19 protein-coding genes are annotated in these 19,831 nt (G+C 73.3%); 6 read left to right on the forward strand and 13 right to left on the reverse strand.

From position 1 onward, the window contains the following. Positions 1-28: 28 nt before the first annotated feature. The 6 genes from OIE51_RS21600 to glnII all read right to left on the reverse strand — a co-directional run bounded on the left by OIE51_RS21600 (position 29) and on the right by glnII (position 6,881). Complete coding sequence (locus tag OIE51_RS21600; RefSeq protein WP_326599394.1) at positions 29-772, reverse strand: peptidoglycan recognition protein family protein; 744 nt, start codon at positions 770-772, stop codon at positions 29-31. Further along, positions 772-1,002 carry a hypothetical protein gene (locus tag OIE51_RS21605; RefSeq protein ID WP_326599395.1) on the reverse strand — a complete coding sequence of 77 codons (231 nt, stop codon included), beginning with the start codon at positions 1,000-1,002 and terminating at the stop codon, positions 772-774. Before OIE51_RS21605 ends, OIE51_RS21600 begins: the two co-directional genes overlap by 1 nt. A gap of 206 nt (positions 1,003-1,208) precedes the next feature. Further along, entirely contained in the window at positions 1,209-3,140 is a 1,932-nt protein-coding gene (locus tag OIE51_RS21610; protein WP_326599396.1) for a hypothetical protein, read from the reverse strand. Positions 3,141-3,255: 115 nt separating this feature from the next. Further along, positions 3,256-3,918, reverse strand: a complete 663-nt coding sequence (locus OIE51_RS21615) for a response regulator transcription factor (protein WP_326599397.1) — start codon at positions 3,916-3,918, stop codon at positions 3,256-3,258. Between the two features lie 378 nt (positions 3,919-4,296). Further along, positions 4,297-5,592, reverse strand: coding sequence for a sensor histidine kinase (locus tag OIE51_RS21620; protein ID WP_326599398.1), 1,296 nt, complete (start codon positions 5,590-5,592; stop codon positions 4,297-4,299). A gap of 263 nt (positions 5,593-5,855) precedes the next feature. Next, entirely contained in the window at positions 5,856-6,881 is a 1,026-nt protein-coding gene (glnII, locus tag OIE51_RS21625) for a glutamine synthetase (RefSeq protein ID WP_326599399.1), read from the reverse strand. A gap of 194 nt (positions 6,882-7,075) precedes the next feature. Between glnII and OIE51_RS21630 the strand changes: the two genes are divergently transcribed. After that, the gene (locus OIE51_RS21630) at positions 7,076-7,963 is read left to right on the forward strand and encodes a Gfo/Idh/MocA family protein (RefSeq protein ID WP_326599400.1); all 888 of its coding nucleotides are present in this window, start codon (positions 7,076-7,078) and stop codon (positions 7,961-7,963) included. A 379-nt stretch (positions 7,964-8,342) separates the two neighbouring features. Here the strand turns inward: OIE51_RS21630 and OIE51_RS21635 are convergent, their stop codons facing one another. The 3 genes from OIE51_RS21635 to OIE51_RS21645 all read right to left on the reverse strand — a co-directional run bounded on the left by OIE51_RS21635 (position 8,343) and on the right by OIE51_RS21645 (position 10,432). After that, positions 8,343-8,741: a DUF2795 domain-containing protein gene (locus tag OIE51_RS21635; RefSeq protein ID WP_326599401.1), complete on the reverse strand. Its 399-nt coding sequence runs from the start codon at positions 8,739-8,741 to the stop codon at positions 8,343-8,345. A gap of 364 nt (positions 8,742-9,105) precedes the next feature. Then, positions 9,106-9,879, reverse strand: a complete 774-nt coding sequence (locus OIE51_RS21640) for a group II truncated hemoglobin (RefSeq protein ID WP_326599403.1) — start codon at positions 9,877-9,879, stop codon at positions 9,106-9,108. Positions 9,880-9,898: 19 nt separating this feature from the next. Further along, the gene (locus OIE51_RS21645; RefSeq protein ID WP_326599405.1) at positions 9,899-10,432 is read right to left on the reverse strand and encodes a hypothetical protein; all 534 of its coding nucleotides are present in this window, start codon (positions 10,430-10,432) and stop codon (positions 9,899-9,901) included. 110 nt (positions 10,433-10,542) lie between these two features. On the opposite strand from OIE51_RS21645, the gene OIE51_RS21650 reads away from it, so the two are divergent. Continuing rightward, positions 10,543-11,007 carry an SPW repeat protein gene (locus OIE51_RS21650; protein WP_326599407.1) on the forward strand — a complete coding sequence of 155 codons (465 nt, stop codon included), beginning with the start codon at positions 10,543-10,545 and terminating at the stop codon, positions 11,005-11,007. Between the two features lie 78 nt (positions 11,008-11,085). On the opposite strand, the gene rsgA is transcribed toward OIE51_RS21650, so the two are convergent. After that, positions 11,086-12,162 (reverse strand): ribosome small subunit-dependent GTPase A, encoded by a 1,077-nt coding sequence (gene rsgA / locus OIE51_RS21655; protein WP_326599409.1) that lies wholly within the window; start codon positions 12,160-12,162, stop codon positions 11,086-11,088. 273 nt (positions 12,163-12,435) lie between these two features. On the opposite strand from rsgA, the gene OIE51_RS27025 reads away from it, so the two are divergent. Next, a complete protein-coding gene (locus tag OIE51_RS27025; protein WP_442812070.1) occupies positions 12,436-12,894 on the forward strand; it encodes a helix-turn-helix domain-containing protein in 459 nt (152 codons plus the stop codon). Here the strand turns inward: OIE51_RS27025 and OIE51_RS21665 are convergent. Beyond that, complete coding sequence (locus OIE51_RS21665) at positions 12,797-13,702, reverse strand: trypsin-like serine protease (protein ID WP_326599410.1); 906 nt, start codon at positions 13,700-13,702, stop codon at positions 12,797-12,799. The two genes, OIE51_RS27025 and OIE51_RS21665, sit on opposite strands and share 98 nt — an antisense overlap. A 400-nt stretch (positions 13,703-14,102) precedes the next feature. Between OIE51_RS21665 and OIE51_RS21670 the strand changes: the two genes are divergently transcribed. Beyond that, positions 14,103-15,575: a carboxylesterase/lipase family protein gene (locus tag OIE51_RS21670; RefSeq protein ID WP_326599411.1), complete on the forward strand. Its 1,473-nt coding sequence runs from the start codon at positions 14,103-14,105 to the stop codon at positions 15,573-15,575. Between the two features lie 28 nt (positions 15,576-15,603). On the opposite strand, the gene OIE51_RS21675 is transcribed toward OIE51_RS21670, so the two are convergent. After that, positions 15,604-16,095, reverse strand: a complete 492-nt coding sequence (locus tag OIE51_RS21675; protein WP_326599412.1) for a tetratricopeptide repeat protein — start codon at positions 16,093-16,095, stop codon at positions 15,604-15,606. 231 nt (positions 16,096-16,326) lie between these two features. Here OIE51_RS21675 and OIE51_RS21680 point away from each other — a divergent pair, with 231 nt between their 5' ends. Both OIE51_RS21680 and OIE51_RS21685 read left to right on the forward strand, forming a co-directional pair. Beyond that, positions 16,327-16,758, forward strand: coding sequence for a hypothetical protein (locus tag OIE51_RS21680; protein WP_326599413.1), 432 nt, complete (start codon positions 16,327-16,329; stop codon positions 16,756-16,758). Between the two features lie 244 nt (positions 16,759-17,002). Next, entirely contained in the window at positions 17,003-17,785 is a 783-nt protein-coding gene (locus OIE51_RS21685) for an alpha/beta fold hydrolase (protein WP_326599414.1), read from the forward strand. Positions 17,786-18,408: 623 nt separating this feature from the next. Here the strand turns inward: OIE51_RS21685 and glnA are convergent. Beyond that, on the reverse strand, positions 18,409-19,824 hold the full coding sequence (glnA, locus tag OIE51_RS21690) for a type I glutamate--ammonia ligase (RefSeq protein WP_326599415.1): 1,416 nt from the start codon (positions 19,822-19,824) through the stop codon (positions 18,409-18,411). Positions 19,825-19,831: the final 7 nt, after the last annotated feature.

Below are 19,831 nucleotides of genomic sequence, written 5' to 3' on the forward strand. Positions count from 1 at the left end.
CGGCGGGTCCCCGCCGCCGTTCCCGCGCTCAGACGTCCCAGGACTCGCGCCAGGTGGCCGGGCCGACGACGCCGTCCACGGTCAGGCTCCTGATCCGCTGGAACTCCTGGCACACGGCCTTCGACTGCGGGCCGTACTGCCCGTCCACGCCGATCGTCCAGCCGATGGCGCGCATCCGCTGCTGCCAGGTGGTCACGCTGGAGTGCGTGGTGACGGGCGGATAGGTGAAGGTGACGCCGGGCCACGCGGGCGCGTTGTTCTTGGCCGGTTCCAGCGAGCCGCTGGTGACGTACGAGGAGAGCTGCCCCGGGCAGGAGGTGGACAGGTGGTCCATGTGCCGGTTGATGCCGGTGGCCGCGCCGCCCACCTGGCGGAGGTTGTATATGGACCAGCGGATGGCGTCGAGGAGCTGGGCCGTCACCGTGTCGTACGTGCCGGACACGCCGCCGACCAGGCCGCACACGGCGTACCAGTTCTGGTTGCCGGCGGTGGTGCCGTTGGCGGCCGTGCGGTAGCCGGGACCCCGGCCCTCGAAGACGTAGCCGTGCACGCATGTCAGATACGTGTAGGCGATGTCGTCCCAGCCGTTGGTGTCCATGTGGTGGTTCTGGATGCCGCGCACCTGGCCCGCGCAGTCCGCGTGGTTGGCCCTGGCCACCGGGACGCCGTCCACGTAGTGGATCGTCACCCCGCCGTTCTCCGGCGTGATGTTGGTGCTGCGGGCTCTGGGCGCGCGGGCGCCCCACTGCGATCTGGAGACGAATATGGCCATCAGGCCGCTCCCCGCCGCAGGCCGCACGCCACGCTGGCGTTGAGCGGCTCGGCGGACGGCCCGGTGCCGAAGACGGCGGCCGGGTGCTCGGGGAAGGTCACGACGGGAAGCTCACGGGGCGAGGCCGCGGTGGCCCGGCCGGAGCAGATGACGGGCAGCGCGGCGGCGCCGCCGGCCGCCACCGCCAGAAAGCCGCGTCTGGACGGGGAGTTCGCTGACGAGTGGGACAAGGCTCCTCCTGCGTTCACCTGTGGGGGAGAGGCGCGCTCGCCGTCCGCCACACCAAGTGCCTGAAGCGCGTGGGGAGTTCGGGCCACACCTCGGGTGCTGCCCCAGCAGGCTCCCCGGCCGGACGCGGCCCCAAACTACGCGCGTCACCCCAAGGGGGGGCAGGTGTCCGGCCGTTGACCGTCCGGCCGGGCTGCCCGCCGCGGCCTCAGCCCAGCATGGCCAGCTCGCCGCCGTCCGCCAGCTCAGCCGTCAGCTCGGCCTCGGCCCCCTCCTCGGCGGGCAGGGCGGCCGTGCTGCCCGCCGCCTTTCCGGTGACGCCGCCGCTCGCGGTGATGGCGCTGACGTCCTCGCTGCCGGCCGCCACCAGATACCAGGACTCGGCCGGGGACCGCCACAGCACACCGGTGAGCACCGAGGGGAAGCGGTGCCCGCACGACGGGCTGTCCTCGGCGGTCGCCGTCACGACGCCCGGCTCGCCCGGCGTCGTCGGCGGCGGCAGGAACTGCGTCAGCGTGCGGCTGCCCGCCCCGCGCCAGGTCTCGGTGCGGGTGCACACCCACTCCGCTCTGCCCGCGCCGTCCGGCAGGTTCTGCGCGGCGAAGTCCCAGGCGTTGACCGCCCGCACCCCGCCGCCGCCGACCGAGGGCAGATGGCAGGCGATCCGCGCCCACTGGTCGCGGGCCTCGGTCGCCCCCGCGATGCCCGCCCGGTCGCCCGGCTCGCCGTGCGTCAGCAGCGCCGGCGCCAACTCGCCGAGATCGGCCAGCAGATACGGCCGGTCCGCGCCCTGCGCGGTGATCTCCAGCACCCGGAACTCGACGCACTCCTCGGTGCCGGCCGGGGTGCGCACCGGATCGGTCACACCGTCCTCGTCCGTCCGGAGCGTGGTCGACGCCCCGTCCGCGTCGGCCAGATCGGAGGTCGCCGCGTCGCTCACCCACGGGGCGGTCAGATAACGGGTGTTGCCGTCATCCCGGCTGATCACCACCGCCGAGGCGCCGATCAGGTCGGCGCCGTCCACGCGGGCGAGGTCCAGCACCACGCCGCCCCCGCCGGCCCCGGCGGGCTCGGCGTAACGCACCAGCCGCAGACCGTCGTACAGCAGCACCACCGACGCGCCGCCCGCCTCCCCGGCGTACAGCAACTGCGCGGGACCCGGCGGAGGTCCGCTCTGGGTGCCCGGGGTCGCCGAGACGGTCACCTCCTCGCCCGGCCTCGCCCACACCGCCAGCGCCCGGCGCAGCAGCCCGGTGTCGTCCATGGCGGAGCCGCGCGCGGGCCAGACCGAGAAGTCGGTGCGCGAGGACTGCCGCCACACGTCGGCGGGAATCCGCCGCAGCCCCTGCGGGTCGAGGGCCGCCTCGACGGCGGCGTTCTCCGCGTAGGGTGGGGCGGCGGCGCCGTCCGGTCCCCGGCCGACGGGCAGGAACGCCAGCGCTCCGGCGGACACCACCAGCGCCGCGCCGCCGAACAGCGCGGTCCTGCCGTACTGGCGGCGGCGCAGCAGGTCGGTCGGCCGGGCCTGGAGCGAGCACGGGTCGGGCAGGGCGGCCGAGCCGGTCACCGTGTCGGCGGCCCGCAGCGCGGCCCGCAGGTGCCGCTCGGGCACCCCCGCCTCGGCGAGCGCGTCGCGGACAGCGGAGTCCTCCAGCCCGTCGAGCCGACGCAGCGCGTACGCGGCGCGGGCCGCCGCGGTGAGCCCGGACAGCTCCTGCTCCAGGGCGAGTTCATCGGACTCACCGACCTTCGGGAACAGCCGCAGACCGACCACGCGCGGCAGCGGCGGCGGCGTTCGCGGCAGCCACCGCACCTCCCGGCCGGCCACGCGGACCGGCCGGCCCGCCTCCAGGGCGCCGGTCAGCACCCGCCGCCGCAGATAGGCGTAGCCGGGGTCGGCGCCCTCGCCGCCGGAGCGCCGGTCGCGGCGTTGCGTGGGCAGCCCGGCGCCCTTGCCCGACGGCTTCCGGCCGGGCAGGGCCCGTTGGGCGACGGCGTGCGCGGCGAGGACGCGGCGGTGGCGGCCGAGGGCGGGGGGAAGCACCAGGTAACCGAGCCGGACCAGCCGCGCGTAGTGCTCGACGAGCGCCGCCTCGGCCTGCTCGAGCCCCGGAACGCGCGGCTCCGTGGCCGGCTTCACATGACGGGAGGAGACTTCGCTGGGAGACACATCCGGCAAAACGAGCCCCCGTCGCCTCGGTTACGCGCGAGCCCGGGGCCACTTTCGGGGCGGAATGTCCGGTGCGGGCGGGACTTCAGTGTTCGAGGTAGGCCAGCACGGCCAGGACGCGGCGGTTGTCGTCGTCGGACGGGGGGAGGCCGAGCTTGATGAAGATGTTGGACGTGTGCTTGGCGACGGCCCGTTCGGTGACGACGAGCCGCTCCGCGATGGCCGCGTTCGAACGGCCCTGCGCCATCAGCTCGATCACCTCCAGCTCGCGCGGAGTGAGCCGCTCCAGCGGCGAGTCCTGGGTGCGGCGGGCCAGGAGCTGCTGGATGACCTGCGGGTCCATGGCCGTGCCGCCCGCCGCCACGCGCCGCACCGCGTCGATGAACTGCCCCGCGTCGAACACCCGGTCCTTCAGCAGATAGCCGACCCCGCCGGTGCCGTCCGCCAACAGCTCGCGCGCGTAGAGGTGTTCGACATGCTGGGACAGCACCAGGACGGGCAGGCCCGGACGTTCGCGCCGCGCCGCCAGGGCGCACTGCAGACCCTCGTCGGTGAACGACGGCGGCAGCCGGACATCGACGACGGCGACGTCCGGCCGCACCTCGGCCAGCGCCCGGGTCAGCTCGGGCCCGTTGTCCACGGCGGCGGCGATCTCGAAGTCGTACGCCTCCAACAGCCGCACCAGTCCCTCACGCAGCAGGAACAGGTCTTCGGCGACCAGGACTCTCGGACGCGGGGGTGCGGTCATGGCGCAAGCGTAGTCAGCCGCGCGGCCCGATCGCGGCCACCACGGGGGGCACGCCGGACCAGTCCGTGCTGACCACGCTCGCCCCGGCGGCGGCCGGCTCCGCGACGCGGCCAGGGCGTCGGACTCGGCGGGGGCCGGGGGTCCAGGACGGGCGATCGCGTGGGCGTCGGTCATCACCAGCAGGCACGGGCGGGCGGCGTACCAGCCGGGGCCCATGCCGTCGGCCGGGTGGGCGGCGGGGTCGCCGTCGAAGACCACGAACCACGGGCGCGGCGAGGCGTCGGCGTACCGGGCGACGTGCGGGTCGCCGGCCGCGGCCCCCGTGCACGGCCGGGTAGGCGGCGGCCCGGTCGAGGGCGTCGGCGTCGGCGCGCGGGCTCAGCGCGCGGGGGTGAGCGAGCAGGGAATCTCGATGGTGACGAGAGTGGGCCCGCCGACCGGGCTGCTGACGGCGAGCACGCCGTCGAACGAGCCGAGCCTGCGCTCCAGTCCGCGCAGTCCGCTGCCGGCCCCGGGATTCGCGCCGCCGCGTCCGTTGTCGGTGATCGCGATGCGCAGCGACCGGTCGCCGCGGCTGTAGTAGACGTCCAGCCAGGCGCGTTCGGCGCTTGAGTGCTTCGCGGCGTTGGTGAGGACCTCGCTGATCGCGAAGTAGGCCGCGGTCTCCACCGCCTCGTCCAGCCGTCCGGGCAGATCGACGTCCACCTCGACCGGCAGCCGCGTCCGCAACGCCAGCGCGCGGGCCGCGTCGCCGAGGCCACGTTCGGCCAGCACCGGCGGGTGGATGCCGCGCACCAGGTCGCGCAGCTCGGCCAGGGCCTCCGCCGAGTTCGCCCGGGCCTGGGCGAGCAGCCGCCTGGCCTGCGCCGGGTCCTTCTCCATCAGCGCCTCGACGGCGCCCAGGCTCATGCCCATCGCGACCAGCCTGGCCTGTGCGCCGTCGTGCAGGTCGCGTTCGATACGGCGCAGTTCGGCCGCGGAGTCGTCCAGCGCGTCGTGCCGGGTCTCGGTCAGCCGGGCCACGCGCTGGGCCAGCAGCTCCTTCTCCGAGGCGCCGATGAGGACCCGGGCCAGCAGGAAGTGGAGGCGGATCAGCGGCGGGTTGACGAAGAGCGCGAGGAGGGCGAAGCCGACGCCGGTCAGGGCGGCCAGGAACGCGGTGGTCCAGTCGTGAACCGGGACGAAGGCGAACCAGTACGTCCCGCCCGCGTCCACGATCGCCTGCCACACGCCGGCCACCAGGACCAGCCCGAAGAGGAAGTAGCCGATCAACGCCCACGGCAGCAGCGCGAGGACCAAGCCGGCGACGGCGTCCACGAAGAGCCACTGGAAGTCGCGCCAGGTCGTCGGGTCCTTGAGGAGGTGCACGCAGTGCTCCACCTGGCCCGCGATGCCGGGGCGCGCGGCGCGTCCGGGGTACGGCCGGTAGCCGGCCGGGATGGTCAGCCCGGCCCAGACCCCGGCGAGGAACCTGCGCTGGTTGGCGTGGGTCCGGACGGCGTCCATGACGACGGGGGTGGTGAACAGGCCGATGCCGATGAGGACGAGGGAGAGCGAGACCAGGAAGAGGATGAAGAGGAGGAGCGAGATGCCGAGCGAGAGCAGGGACAGCAGCATCCCCCGGGCAGCCGCCAGCAGGGCGTCCCGTACACGTCGACCGATGATGCCGTTCATTTCCGCCTGTCCGCTGTCCGCTGTCCGCTTGTTCGTGCTGTGGTGCTCACAGTCTGCTGCGCGAGCGGGGCGGGAGTCACGGGGGTGGGCCACCCGGTCGGATGGTGTACCCAGAAACACCGCGAGCGCCCGCCCGGTGAGGCGGGCGCCCGCGGTGTCTCCCCGGAACAGCGCCCGAGCTGCACCGGCCGTGAGCCGGGGAGACGATCAGGGAGAGAGGGAAGAAAGGGCGGAAAGCAAGGAGCGAAGGCGGGACGGGGCGGTCAGACGAGACCGGCCTCTGCCAGCTTGGCGCAGCAGGTGTCCACCATCAGGCGGGTCACCACGTACGGGTCGCAGTTGGCGTTGGGGCGGCGGTCCTCGATGTAGCCCTTCTTCTCCCGCTCGACCTGCCACGGGATGCGGACGGAGGCGCCGCGGTTGGAGACGCCGTAGCTGTATTGGTCCCAGGGCGCGGTCTCGTGGGCACCGGTGAGGCGGTCCTCGACGCCGATGCCGTAGTTCTTGATGTGCTCCAGCGGCTTGCCCTCGTCACCGAGCGCGTCGCAGGCGGTGATGATCGCGTCGTAGCCCTCGCGCATCGCCTTGGTGGAGAAGTTGGTGTGCGCGCCGGCGCCGTTCCAGTCGCCCTTGGCGGGCTTGGGGTCGAGGGTGGCGGAGATGCCGAAGTCCTCGGCGGTGCGGTAGAGCAGCCAGCGGGCGATCCAGAGCTGGTCCGAGACCTCCAGCGGGGACAGCGGGCCGACCTGGAACTCCCACTGGCCCGGCATGACCTCGGCGTTGATGCCGGAGATGCCGAGACCGGCCTTCAGACAGTTCTCCAGGTGGGCCTCGACGACGTCGCGGCCGTAGATCTCGTCGGCGCCGACTCCGCAGTAGTAGCCGCCCTGGGGGGCCGGGAAGCCGTTCTCCGGAAAGCCGAGGGGGCGGGAGCCCTTGAAGAAGGTGTACTCCTGCTCGATGCCGAAGATCGGCTCCTGGGCGGCGAACCGCTCGGCGATCGGGCGCAGCAGCGCGCGGGTGTTGGAGACGTGCGGGGTGTCGTCGGCGACGTTGTAGACCTCGTTGAGGACCAGGATGTGGTCCCCGCCGCGGATCGGGTCCGGGAAGGAGGCGACCGGCTTGAGCACGCAGTCGGAGGCGTGCCCCTCGGCCTGGTTGGTGCTGGAGCCGTCGAAGCCCCACATGGGGGGAGCTTCGCCATCCGCGAGGATCTTGGTCTTCGAGCGCAGCTTGGCGGTCGGCTCGGTGCCGTCGATCCAGATGTACTCGGCCTTCTTGTACGTCACGGTCGTGCTCCTCCAGGAGGTCATCGCGGGTGCCTGCATACGCTGTCGTCAGCCTCGCGACCAGCGGTTTCCCTGTCGTTGCCCTTCTGTTAAAGCGTCGTGAACCGCGTTTGGGGCGGGGTCGTAGGGTTGGCGCGGAAACGTCGGCGAGGATCGACGTGTGTTGTGAGGCGGCGGCAGAGAGGCGACCGGCCATGAGAATCGGCCTGCTCGGAACCGGCCCGTGGGCCCGGCTCACCCACGGCCCGGCCCTGGTGGAGCACCCGGAGACGGAGCTCGTCGGCGTCTGGGGCCGGCGCCCCGAGGCGGCGGCGGAGCTGGCGGAACGGCTGAACACCCGGGCGTACGACGACGCGGACGCGCTCTTCGCGGACTGCGAGGCGGTGGCGTTCGCGCTGCCGCCGGACGTGCAGGCGCCGCTGGCGGTGCGGGCGGCGGCGGCCGGGTGTCATCTGCTGCTGGACAAGCCGGTGGCGACGTCGGGGGCGGCGGCCCGCGAGCTGGCGGCTGCGGCGAAGGCGTCGGGGGTGGCGTCGGTGGTCTTCTTCACCCTGCGCTTCGCCCCCGAGTCGGCCGCGTGGGTGGCGGCGCAGAGCGCCACGAACGGCTGGGTGACCGGCCGCGCGGACTGGTTCTCCCCGGTCTTCGGCGGCTCCGACAGCCCGTACGCGGACTCGCCGTGGCGCGCGGAGCGCGGCGCCCTGTGGGACATCGGCCCGCACACGCTGTCGCTGCTGCTGCCGCCCCTGGGCGACGTCGCCTCCGTGACGGCCGCCCGGGGTCCGGGCGACATGGTGCACATCGCGCTGCGCCACGTCTCGGGCGCGTCCAGCACGATGACGCTGACGCACACGGTGCCGCCGCAAGCGGCGTCGGTGACGGCGGAACTGCGCGGCGCCGCGGGCATCACCACCCTCCCCGAACGCGGCGAGGGCGGCGCGGTCACCTCCCTCCTCCGCGCGCTGGACGCCCTGCTCACGGCGGCCCGCACGGGCGAACCCCACCCGTGCGACGCGCACTTCGGCGCCCGCGTGACAGAAATCCTGGCAACGGCGGAAGCGGCCCTCCCCCCGGCGGACTGACCGCGACACACCGGCCCGCCCGCCAACGCGACGGGACCGACGCCGCCGGCCGCCTCGCCAGGCGGTCGGCACGCGGCGGTCGGCCCGTCCGGTGCGGCGGTGTGACCGGGCCGACTGTCCGGTCGGTCCCGGGCGCGGTCCGGGTGCCGGCCGGTAGGTGGGGGGCCATCGCACGGGTGGGTGTGGTCGGGCCGGAGCCGTTGCCCGCTCGGTCCTGTCGACCGGTGGGCGATCCATCAGGGGCCCGGGGCCGGTCCGCCATGGGCCGGGGGCCCGTCGCAAACGTATACGGCTTGAGCATGTCAACGATCGGCGCGGCGAGGGCGGCGACCGTGTGCGAACGGTCGCCGCCCTCGTTCTTCCGCCGGGGTGACGGAGGTCACGCGCTCGGCTTGCGGCCGAGCACGGCGACGATCTCCTGCACGTTGGCGTAGGCGCGGTCGGTCGGCAGCTCCTGGACCGTTTCGACCAGGTCGTCGGGGGCGTGGGTGTCGGACAGGACGCCCAGCAGCTCCTGCCGTTCCGCCGGGAAGATGCTGCGCCGCAGATGGCGGGCGAGCTCGAAGCGGAGCGCCTCGTTCTCGGCCTCCTCGGTGGTGGCCGCGCCGCGCGGCGGGACCGGGCCGTCGACCAGCGCGGGGTCGTCCTCGGCGGGAGGCTCCTGATCGCGCCATTCCTCCGCCCTCGTCGGGTGCTCGCCGCGCAGCATGCCCTGCAGTTCGTGCTTCATCACGTCGTCGCGGTGGACGTTGAGACGGTCGCTGCCCCGCTGTTGCATGACTTCCTCCTCGCTTCGGGAGCAGGGAAGATCTCGGGTACCCGCCCGGGCCGGGCCGACACGACTCGTTCGTGGTCATCTTGTTTCGCCACCATGGCCCGGGGCACCCGCCTTTTCGGCCGAGCGAGCGGCCTCGTGGGGACGCGAAGGCTCCGGGCGCGGGAAATCAGGGGTCCCGCCCCGGGGCCAGTCCTTTCCCGGAACCGGAGCCGGAACCGGAGCCGGCGTCCGTGCCGGCTCCGGCCTCTCCGCCGCATGTCCACCCCCGAGCGCGCCGAGCGGCGAGTCGAGTGCCCGAGTCCGGAGAGCGTCCGCGCGCACGGTCCGTAGTCGGGCCGCCGCTCCGGTGGCGGCCGGTCTCCGGTCAGCTCCCCTGCGGCTGCCACGGGGGAGTGACGCCCCACTCCCAGCGCGGCATGGGCGCCGGGTCCAGCGGTGGCGGGTCGTCCCCGGCGTAGATCAGTGCCATCCGCGTCCCCCACTCCACGTAGTACGCGAACACCGCGCGGAACTCCGGGTCGGCGGGCAACTCCGCCTCGTCGGCGGCATCCAGCAGCAGCCCGGCCCAACGGCGGCGCTGCTCCTCGGTGATGCCCTTACCGATGTGGTGGGCGGCCATCCCGGCGTGTCCGCCGCGCTCCGCCGAGTACCGCGCCGGGCCGCCGAACACCTCGCCCAGCCACAGCGCGACGTTGCGCGTGTGGTCCGGGCTCATGCCCGCGAACACCGGCTCCAGCAGCGGGTCCTTGAGGACTTCGGTGTAGAAGAGGTCGGTCAGCCGCAGGAACGCGGCCTCGCCGCCGGCCCAGGCGTAGACGGTCGGATACCGCGATCCCTTCCCGGCCACGCCGGTGGGCTCGTAGTGCCGCATCTCCTCGATCGCCGTGACGTACGGCTTGATCTCGGCGAAGAACGGCCCGACGTGCGCGCCGGTCCCAAAGCCCTCCAGGTGGTCGGCCAGGGAGCTCCAGCGGATGCGCAGGATGTAGCTGTCCGGCTCCTCGTGACAGCGCGTCAGCTCGTAGTCCACGCACTCGGGCGCCGCCGCGAGCGAGGCGGCGGCCCGGCCGTACGCCTCCTCGAACGCGGGCCCGCCGCCCGCCGGAATCCGGTATCTGATGTATTCGACGGTGGTCATCGTCGGCGTCCCCCGCTGTTCAGTCGTCGCTGTCGGCGTCCGGCCCCTGGGAGCGTACCCGTTGGACCTGCGCGAGGGATTCGCGCAGCTCGGACAGCCAGTCGTCGGCGTTCCGCCGCACGAGGCGGACGCACCAGGCGAGCGCGTCGCTGCGGCTGCGCGCCACGCCGCTCGCGATGAGGGTGTCCAGGACCTGGCGCTCCGGCTGCCGCAGCCGGGTCATCACCGGGGCGGCGACATGGGTGAACAGCGTCCGCTCGCCACCGCACTCCACGCCCCAGGACACCTTCCGCCGGAAGCGACGCTCGGCGGAGCGGGCCACGCGCACGCGGTCGTCGCGGGTGCGCGACCGGAACTCGGCGACCCGGCCCTCGCGGGCCGCCTCGCGCTCGACGGCGGAGGCGTCGGGGTCGAGCCGGGGCTCGGGAATCCGGCCGACGACGGTGATCTCCTCGCGGTCGGCCGTCACGTCGACCAGCTCGGTGAAGAGCCCCTCGGGCAGTCGCCCGGCGAACCAGCCGCGCAGCTCGTCTCGTTCTTTATCTGTAAGCATGTAATTCAGATTACCAGTCTATCTGAATTACCTCCGGCGAATTACCCAAATGGGGCATAAGGGTGCATAGTGGAAGATGCCCATGAACAGATCGAAGGAGGCAAGTCGCAATGACCGACGTCTCACACCGCCGGCGGGCGGACCTCGCTGGTCACCCCGATGAAAGGGAGATGCGTGAGCGTTACTCGCGCGTCCTGGGTGGGCGCGACGTGGTGTTCGTCGACGGACCGCTGTTCCTGGCCGGCCTGTACGCGGCTCTCTCGCCGTGGGCGGTGCACTTCAACGACAACCACCCGGACCTTTCCATCAACAATCTGATCGTGGGCATCGCCGTGGCGCTGCTGGCCCTGGGCTTCACCAGGGCTCCGGAGCGCATGTACGGCATGAGCCACGCGCTGTGGGCGATGGGGGCCTGGCTCATCATCTCGCCCTGGCTCGTCGGAGACGATCCGGGCGGCGGCCTGATCGCCAGCAACATCATCACCGGTGCCATCATCTTCCTGCTCGGTCTCGTGGGAGCGGCGGCGGCGATGAAGGCGACCAAGAAGACGACGGGAGCCGCCCACAAGCCGTAAACAGTGGATCTCGCATGGAGTGAGGGGGCGCCCGGTCCGACCGGGCGCCCCCTCACCGTTGCCTACCTGGGCCGGCGCCTACCGCTGGCGTTCACGGAAGCGGTACGTGGCCCGCTGGTGGCGGTGGATGGCCTTCCACCGTTCCGTGCGTTCCGCGCGCAGCCGGGCGTCGGTCCTGGACGCCGCCCAGGCGTTCTCGCGCAGCAGCTTCCGGTAGCTCGCCAGCCGGCGTTCGGGCAGCTCGCCCGCCTCGATCGCCGCCCGGACCGCGCAGCCGGGCTCGGACTCGTGGGCGCAGTCCGCGAACCGGCAGTCCGCGGCCAGCTCCTCGATCTCGGCGAAGACCTGCTCCAGGCCCTCCGCCGCGTCGTGCAGGCCGACCCCGCGCAGCCCCGGGGTGTCGATGAGGACGCCGCCGCCCGGCAGCGGGAGCAGCTCGCGCCGCACGGTGGTGTGCCGGCCCTTGCCGTCCTGGGCGCGCACCTCGCCGGTGGCGAGGACGTCGCCGCCGAGCAGCGCGTTGCCCAGGGTGGACTTCCCGGCGCCGGACGCGCCGAGCAGGACGACCGTGCCCGTGAGCAGGGCGGCGAGCTCGGCCATGCCCTCGCCGGTGACCGCGCTGGTGGCCACGGTGTCCACGCCGGGGGCCGCGGCGGCGGCCTCGTCGACCGCCTCCGCCGGGTCGGCGGCCCGGTCGGTCTTGGTCAGCACCACGACGGGCCGGGCGCCGCTCTCCCAGCCGAGGGCGAGCAGGCGTTCCAGCCGTCCGGCGTCGAGCGGCACCGCCAGCGAGACGGCGATCACGACGGTGTCCACGTTGGCGGCGAGCACCTGACCGTGGGAGTCACGGGCGGCGGAGGAACGGACGATCGCCGTGCGGCGCGGCAGCAGAGCGGCCAGCCGTGGCTCGCGCTGCTCCGTGCCGGGGTCGAGGGCGGCCCAGTCGCCCGTGCACGGCGCGTGGCCGGCGGTCGCGGCGCGCAGCGGACCGTCGTCGGTGACCGCGTCGCACAGGCCGCGGTCGACTCCCGCGATCCGGGCCGGCACCAGGCCGGTGGCGCGGTGGTCGGCGAACGCGGCTTCCAGGGCGTCGTCCCAGCCGTAGACGGACAGGGGAGAGGGAGAGGGAGAAGAGGAGGATCGCGGAGAACGCAAGGTGAGAGACCCTTTGGGAAAAGGGGCCCCGAGAGCAGGACGTGAGTGTCAGACCGGGGCCCGGGACGTGAGGATGGTCCGGGCGCTGCGCGGGGCAGCGGTCTTCTCGACAGCCATCGAACTCACCTCCTGGGTCTCAACCGGCGGCGGAATACCACACGTTGGGCTCACTTTAGCACGCACGCCGCCGGGCGCCGTCGGCCTCGCCCCCCCCCCGCGACCGGTTCCGCGGGGGACCTGGTGCTGTTCGAGTCCTGCGGCGCCAAGGTGCGGGTGACCCGGGCCCGTCCCGAGCCGCGCGCCGGGGGCGAGGCCGACGACGCGGCCGGGCCGGGCTCCCGGGCCACGGCCGCGCTGACCGCGCGGCAGTGGCGGGTGGCGCGCGCGGTGGCCGAGGGGCGGACCAACCGCGAGGTCGCGGCCCGGCTCTCCCTCAGCCCCCGCACGGTCGTCCACCACCTGCGCGACGTCTACACCGCGCTCGGCGTCCGCTCCCGCGTCGAACTCGTCCGCGCGCTGGGCACGTTCGCCGAGAAGCTGGACCCGGCCCGAGCCACGGGTCAGGTATCAGGTGCCACGGACCGGGTGCCACGGACCGCTGGAGCGGCGGAGCGGCGGTCCGTGGACCGCCGGATCAGGGCAGTGCGACGAACGGTGCCAGGAACTCCCGGGCCACCGGGGTGTCCAGACGGTAGGCGACGTTGGTGGCGTAGCACGGCACGTCACCGGTGATGGTGGTGCCGGCCAGGACGCGTTCGCCGTCCACCAGCGCGAAGTTGGGGCCGCCGGAGTCGCCGTAGCAGGCGCCGCCGCTGCCCTGTGCCTCGATCATGCCCAGCCGCAGCCAGGTGGCGTTCAGCGCGCTGAACGTCAGCGGCGCCTGGAGCCGTACGCCGCCGCCGGGGTGGCCGTTGGCGCCGGTCGTGCCCTCCTGGGTGCCGTACCCGGCCACCGACCAGTCCGCCGCGTCCAGGCCACGCGGGCCCAGCGCGTCGAAGAGACCGGCGGTGGGCAGCGTGGCCGGGGTGAACGACCAGCGCGCGGCGACGTCTTCGGCCGGCAGCTCGACCACCGCGATGTCCTTGGAGTCACTGGAGTCGCCCGGGTAGGCGGGGTGGGTGTGGGCCGTGCCCCCGACGCCCGCCGCCGCCGCGACGGCGTCCGGGTCGGCCGGGTGCGCGACGGCGGCGGCGTCCAGCGCGCCCTGCACGTCCTCGTCGAGCGACACGGAGAAGTCCGGGTCCTCGCTCTCGGTCCAGCCGCCCGTGCAGTGCGCGGCGGTGAGGAACGTGTCGGCGTCGATCATCGTCCCCGAGCAGATCCAGTCGACCCGGTCCGGGGTCGTGGGGTCGGCGTCGTTGTCCCAGACGGCGATCAGCGCGCCGACTTCGGTTCTCTCCGGCGCGGGTGCGGCGTTGTACGAGTTGATCGCGGCGGCGGGCAGGGAGGTGGCCAGGGCGAGCGCGCCGACCGTCGAGGTGAGGACGGCGGCACGCCGCCAGGTGGCGGGCGCGAGGAAGTCGCGGCGTGTGGGCTGCACTTCACACTCCATTTTCGGCAGCCGCCCGGTCGGCGGCTTCGCCCAGGCATTCAAGTGCTCGGGTCGCCGCCGCTCCAGCCCGCGCCGGACGCCGTTATCATTCTGGGACCTCAAGGAATGGCCGACGCCTCAGCGCGGGAACGTGTCGAGGGGCAGCGGCAGTTCACGGACCCGGACGCCCGTCGCGTGCCAGGCGGCGTTCGCTGGTGCCGCATGCCCGTCAGCCAGCGCAGCGTGTTGGCCCCGCTGCTGGCGCGGCTCTCGGCCACCGGCGTCGGGTGGTCGGCGCGCCGCGCCCGCCCCCGGCTGCCCGTTCCGGCCATCCCGGTCCCACGCCGTGCGGCGCCCGCACCCGACCCCACCTCCTCGACCCCGCCGGGCGGGTGTGCACCATGTCCCTGTGCCGGAAACCGAGATGACGACCCCCATCGTGGCCACGGCGGCCGGGAAGGTGCGCGGCGCGGAGGTGGCCGACGGCGTGTTCGGCTGGCGCGGCATCCCCTACGCCGCCGCGCCGGTCGGACCGCTGCGCCTGCGCCCACCGCGGCCCCCCGAGCCGTGGAGCGGAGTGCGCGACACGACGGCGTACGGGCCGCCTGCCCTCCAACCACCGCCCGAGGTCTCCGTGTTCGGCACGGCGATCGAGCTGCCCCCGCCGTCCGAGGACTGTCTGCGGCTCAACGTCACGGCTCCGGCGGGGGCTTCGGCCAGCCCGGTGCTGCTGTGGGTGCACGGCGGCGGCTACCAGAGCGGCAGCGGCACCGACATGGCGGGTGACGGCGCGGAGTTCGCCCGTGACCACGGCCTGGTCGTGGTCACCTTCAACTACCGGCTGGGCGCGCTCGGTCACCTGGCCGTGGCGGGCGAGGAGCACAGCGGCGCGCACGGCCTGCACGACCAGATCGCCGCGCTGGCGTGGGTGCGGGAGAACATCGCGGGCTTCGGCGGCGACCCCGACCGCATCACCCTCTACGGCATGTCGGCCGGCGCCAAGGCCGTCGCCAACCTGCTCGCCTCGCCCCTCACGATGGGCATGATCCACCGCGCCGCCTCCTCCAGCGGTGGCGCCGACCACGTCGCCACCCCGGCCCAGGCCGCCGGCGTGGCCCGCCGATTCCTGCGCGAGCTGGGCACCACACCCGACCGCGTCCGCGCGGTGCCCGCCGCCGACCTCCTCGCCGCCCAGACGGCCATCGGCAGCGGCCTGCGCACCACTTGGGTGTGGCGCCCGGCCATCGACGGCCTGGCCCTGACCACGCATCCCCTGCGCGCCATCGCGGCGGGTGCCGCGGCGGGCGTCCCCCTCCTCGCGCAGTCCTGCGCCCACGAGGCCGCCCTGTACCAACTCGCCGTCCCCGACGCGGCCGACCAGACCGACCGCGTCCTGACCGAGCACTTCGGCCCCGACGGCCGCGAGCAGATCCTCGCCGCCTACGGCGGGGACCGCCTGGCGGTGATGTCGGACGAGCGCTACGGCATCCCCACCACCCGCCTGGCCGACGCCCAGTCCGCCCATGCCCCGGTCTGGCGCTCCCGCTACGACGGCCCGTTCACCGGCCTGACCCCCGGCTTCGCCTTCCTCGCCGACCACCTGCACGCGGCCCACGCCTCCGACGCCACGGCGATCTGGCACGGCGGCGACGGCCTTGCCGCTCAACTCCACGAAGCCTTCGGCACCTTCGCCACCGGCCACCCCCCTACGGCCGTCGGCCTTCCGCGCTGGCCCCGCTACACGACGGACACCCGCACCACGATGCTCCTCACCCCCACCACCCCCCACCCCGCCGCCGACCCCACCCACCGCCAACGCGAAGCGTGGACCGGCCGCCACTGGCCCTCGGGTACGTGGTGGCACTTCGACGGCATGGACTGATCGGGCCGGAAGACGGCGAAGCGGTTTCTCAGCCGCTGATCTGATGCCTGCGGCCAGCCTGAAGCTGCCAGTAGGCCAGATCCTCCCTGGCACCGCGCGTGCGTGGGTGCTGTGGCCCGAACACGCGCTCGTAGTCGCGGAGTACGGCCCTGGCGGTCACCGCCGCGCTCGCGGCGTTTCCCGCCTTGCCCTGCCAGAAGACCAGGATGCTGCGCGCCATCAGCGTCGCCTGGTCATCGGGGCCGAGGACGCGGACGAAGTCGCGCAGGATCTCGGCGGCGGTCACGACGGCCGCGCTCCGGTCACCGTCCTTGCCCTGCCAGTAGGTAAGGTGCTGCCGGGTGACCAGGGTAAGTGGGTCGTTGGAGCCCATGACCCGTCGGGCGTGTGCCAGGACCGCGGTGAGTTCACGGACGGCGCCGGCCACATCGCCGTATTCGCCCTTCCAGTAGGCCAGGAGCTGCCGGGCGTCGAGGGTGCGCGGGTGATCGGCGCCGAACGTGCCGGTGCACTGTTCCACCGCGGCGGCCGTTGCCGTGTCTCCGGCGCGGCCCTGCCAGTCGGCGAGGTCTGGAGGACCGCCGGCGTCTGCGTGTGGCTCGCGCCGAATATCCGTTCACAATCGGCGAGCAGGGCACCCAGAGCGGCGGCGGCGCCGGCGACATCCCGCCAGCGGGCCCGCGTGAACGAGACGCACCGCCGCACCGGTACCGCGGGCGCGACTGTCAGACCCTCCGGGGAAGATGTGACCATGACTGGCACGCCCCCGGATGATCGGCAGCTCCCCGCCTGGACCCACACCGTGGGCCCCGGCTGGGCCACCCTGCTGGAACGGCTCCATCAGCGGCTCCTCGCCCTCGCGCCGGATTACCGCATCGAGTCGTGCGAGAGGAATCTCGGCGGGCTGCGGATCCGCGCCGCCGACCGCTTCGACGAGCACGGGTACTTCGACGGGCACTGGGCGGACGCCGCCGCCGAGCTCACCGACGCGGCGGAGATCGCCTCCGGCCGGACCTGCGAGATATGCGGGGCACCGGGCCGCCCCCGCTTCCGCGGCGGCCAGCACGGCACCTGGATCACCGCGCTGTGCGACCCCTGCGCCGCCGACGCCCGCACCCATGCCGCCCCGGAGCCGGAGCCGGAGGCGGTGGGCGGCGACCGGGAAATGCCCTTCTCCGCCTGAGAGTTCGGCGTGAGGTGAGGGGGGTCTCTCCCCGTGCGACGGCCGACACCGGCGCTCTGTTCCGTGAGCGGGCCGCGCGCCGGGGCGATGACGCCGCGGTCGCTGCGGGCCGTCACCGTCACCGTCGGCGACCTCGGGCCCGGACGCGGCTCTTCCCGCTCCTCGGGACGAGCGGTCGGCCGTGGAGGTGTGCCGGGCCGCGTGTGACGACTCCACATCGATGTCAGACCTTAACGTCGGCCCCATGACAGCGGATTCCCCTCTCGGACGCATCGTGCGCGGCACCGGTCCCGGCCTGCTCCTGGCCCATGGCGCGGGCGGCGGCGTTCAGCCCAACTTCGGCCCGATCCTGGACGGTCTGGCCGAGCACCACACCGTGGTCGGCCCCGACTACCCGGGCACCGGCCGCACCCCCCGCGCCACCGCGCCGCTGACTCTGGACGGCCTGGCGGACGACCTGGTCGCCGCCGCCGTCGAAGAGGGCCTGGACACGTTCGCCATCGCCGGCTACTCCCTCGGCGGCCCCGTGGCCATCCGCGCCGCCACCCGGCACCCCGCCCGCGTCACGGCCCTGATCCTCACCGCGAGCTTCGCCCACCCCAACCCCCGTTTCCTGCTGGCGATCCGCCTGTGGCGCGAGCTCCTGGAGTCGGGGGACCGCGCCCGGCTCGCCGCGTTTCTCACCCTGATCTGCTTCGGCGCCCCCGCCCTGGACGCGACGGCTCAGGCCGACCTCGACATCGCCGTGAAGGCCACGGCGCTGACGCTGCCGCCCGGCACGGCGGATCACATCGCGCTGGTCCCCGCCATCGACGTCCGCGCCGACCTCCCCGGCGTCACCGTCCCGACCCTGGTGATCTCCACGACTCACGACGCCCTGGTCACCCCCATCCACCACCACGCCCTGGCCGACGCGATCCCGAACGCCCGCCTGGCCGAACTCCCCACCGGCCACCTCCCGTTCCTGGAACGCCCGGCGGAATGGCTCACCCAGATCCGCGACTTCCTCGCCGCAACCCGGTCCTGAACGCCGGTCCTGAACGCCGGTCCTGACGCCGGTCATGCGCCGCCCGAAGCGGGAGAACGGTCCGCCCACCGGGTGGCCCACCGCGCCAACGGGAGCATGACGGCCAGTATTTCCCGCCCTGGTCCGTCAGGCCGTAACCCCCGGGTCCACGCTCCACGACGCCCGCCTCGCGCAGCTCATCGAGGCGGTCGGTGAGCACACGGGAGGAGACTCCGGCGCACCGCTGCTGGAGGTCGCGGGACATCGGGACGAGCTCGTCCCGCGGCTCCCGCGGCACCCGCCCCTCGATCGAGATCCGGGGTCTCCCGGTCGGCGGTGGCGCGGACTGCCGGGCGTCGGAGCCGTCCCTCATCGAGCTGTGGTCTCCCGAAGGCCGGCCCTTCGATCCGGCGACCGGCGGCCACCTGGTCGGCGAGTACGACATCGCCCCCCTGGAGAACTGCGGCCTGCTGACCCCCCTCATCAGTGCCGCCGCCACCGGCGAGGACTTCGGCATCGAGGTCGACCTCACCGCTGGCCACCGCCCGCCCGACGGGGAGCGGTGGCAGCACGAAGCCCCGCCGCTCTCCTCCCAGAGAGCCGCGGGGCTCGGCGTGCGGGCTCACCCGTCGCTCACATGCCGCTCACACGTCGAAGTACAGCTCGAACTCGTGCGGGTGCGGCCGGAGCTGCATCGGGGCGATCTCCTTCTCGCGCTTGAAGTCGACCCACGTCTCGATCAGGTCGGACGTGAAGACGCCGCCCGCCTGGAGGTACTCGTTGTCGGCCTCCAGCGCCTCCAGGACGGCCGGGAGGGAGGTCGGGACCTGGGGGAGCTCGGCGTGCTCCTCGGGAGCGAGCTCGTAGAGGTCCTTGTCGATCGGCTCGGCCGGCTCGATCTTGTTCTTGATGCCGTCCAGGCCGGCCATCATCAGCGCCGAGAAGGCCAGGTACGGGTTCGAGGACGGGTCCGGGGCGCGGAACTCGACGCGCTTGGCCTTCGGGTTCGAGCCGGTGATCGGGATACGCATGGCCGCCGAACGGTTCCGCTGCGAGTAGACCAGGTTGACCGGGGCCTCGAAGCCGGGGACCAGACGGTGGTACGAGTTCACCGTCGGGTTGGTGAACGCCAGCAGCGACGGGGCGTGCTTGAGGATGCCGCCGATGTAGAAGCGGGCGATGTCCGACAGGCCGGCGTAGCCCTGCTCGTCGTAGAACAGCGGGGTGCCGCCCTGCCAGAGCGACTGGTGGACATGCATGCCGGAGCCGTTGTCACCGAAGATCGGCTTGGGCATGAACGTGGCGGTCTTGCCGTTGCGCCAGGCGACGTTCTTGATGATGTACTTGAACAGCATCAGGTCGTCGGCGGCGGCCAGCAGCGTGTTGTAGCGGTAGTTGATCTCCGCTTGGCCGGCCGTGCCGACCTCGTGGTGCTGGCGCTCGACGTGCATGCCGGCCGCGGTCAGCTCCAGGGACATCTCGGCGCGCAGGTCCGCGAAGTGGTCCACCGGCGGGGCCGGGAAGTAGCCCCCCTTGTAACGGACCTTGTAGCCGCGGTTACCGCCCTCCTCGATCGCGCCCGTGTTCCACGCGCCGGCGACGGAGTCGATGTAGTAGTACCCGGCGTTGGACTTGGTCTCGAACCGCACGTCGTCGAAGACATAGAACTCGGCCTCGGGGCCGAAGTACGCCGTGTCCGCGATACCGGAGGAGGCGAGGTACGCCTCGGCCTTCTTCGCCACGTTCCGTGGGTCGCGGCTGTACGCCTCGCCCGTGATCGGGTCGTGGATGAAGAAGTTGATGTTGATGGTCTTGTCCTTGCGGAACGGGTCCAACCGGGAGGTGGACAGGTCCGGGACGAGCGCCATGTCGGACTCGTGGATGGCCTGGAACCCACGGATCGACGAGCCGTCGAACATCAGGCTCTCGCCCGGGTCGAAACTCTCGACCGGCACGGTGACGTGCTGCATGATGCCCGGCAGGTCGCAGAAACGAACGTCGATGAACTTGACGTCGTTGTCCGCGATGTACTGATTGATCTCGTCGGCGTTCTGGAACATCCGATCG

Origin of the sequence: Streptomyces sp. NBC_01803, assembly GCF_035917415.1 — a bacterium.
Classification (GTDB): Bacteria; Actinomycetota; Actinomycetes; order Streptomycetales; family Streptomycetaceae; genus Streptomyces.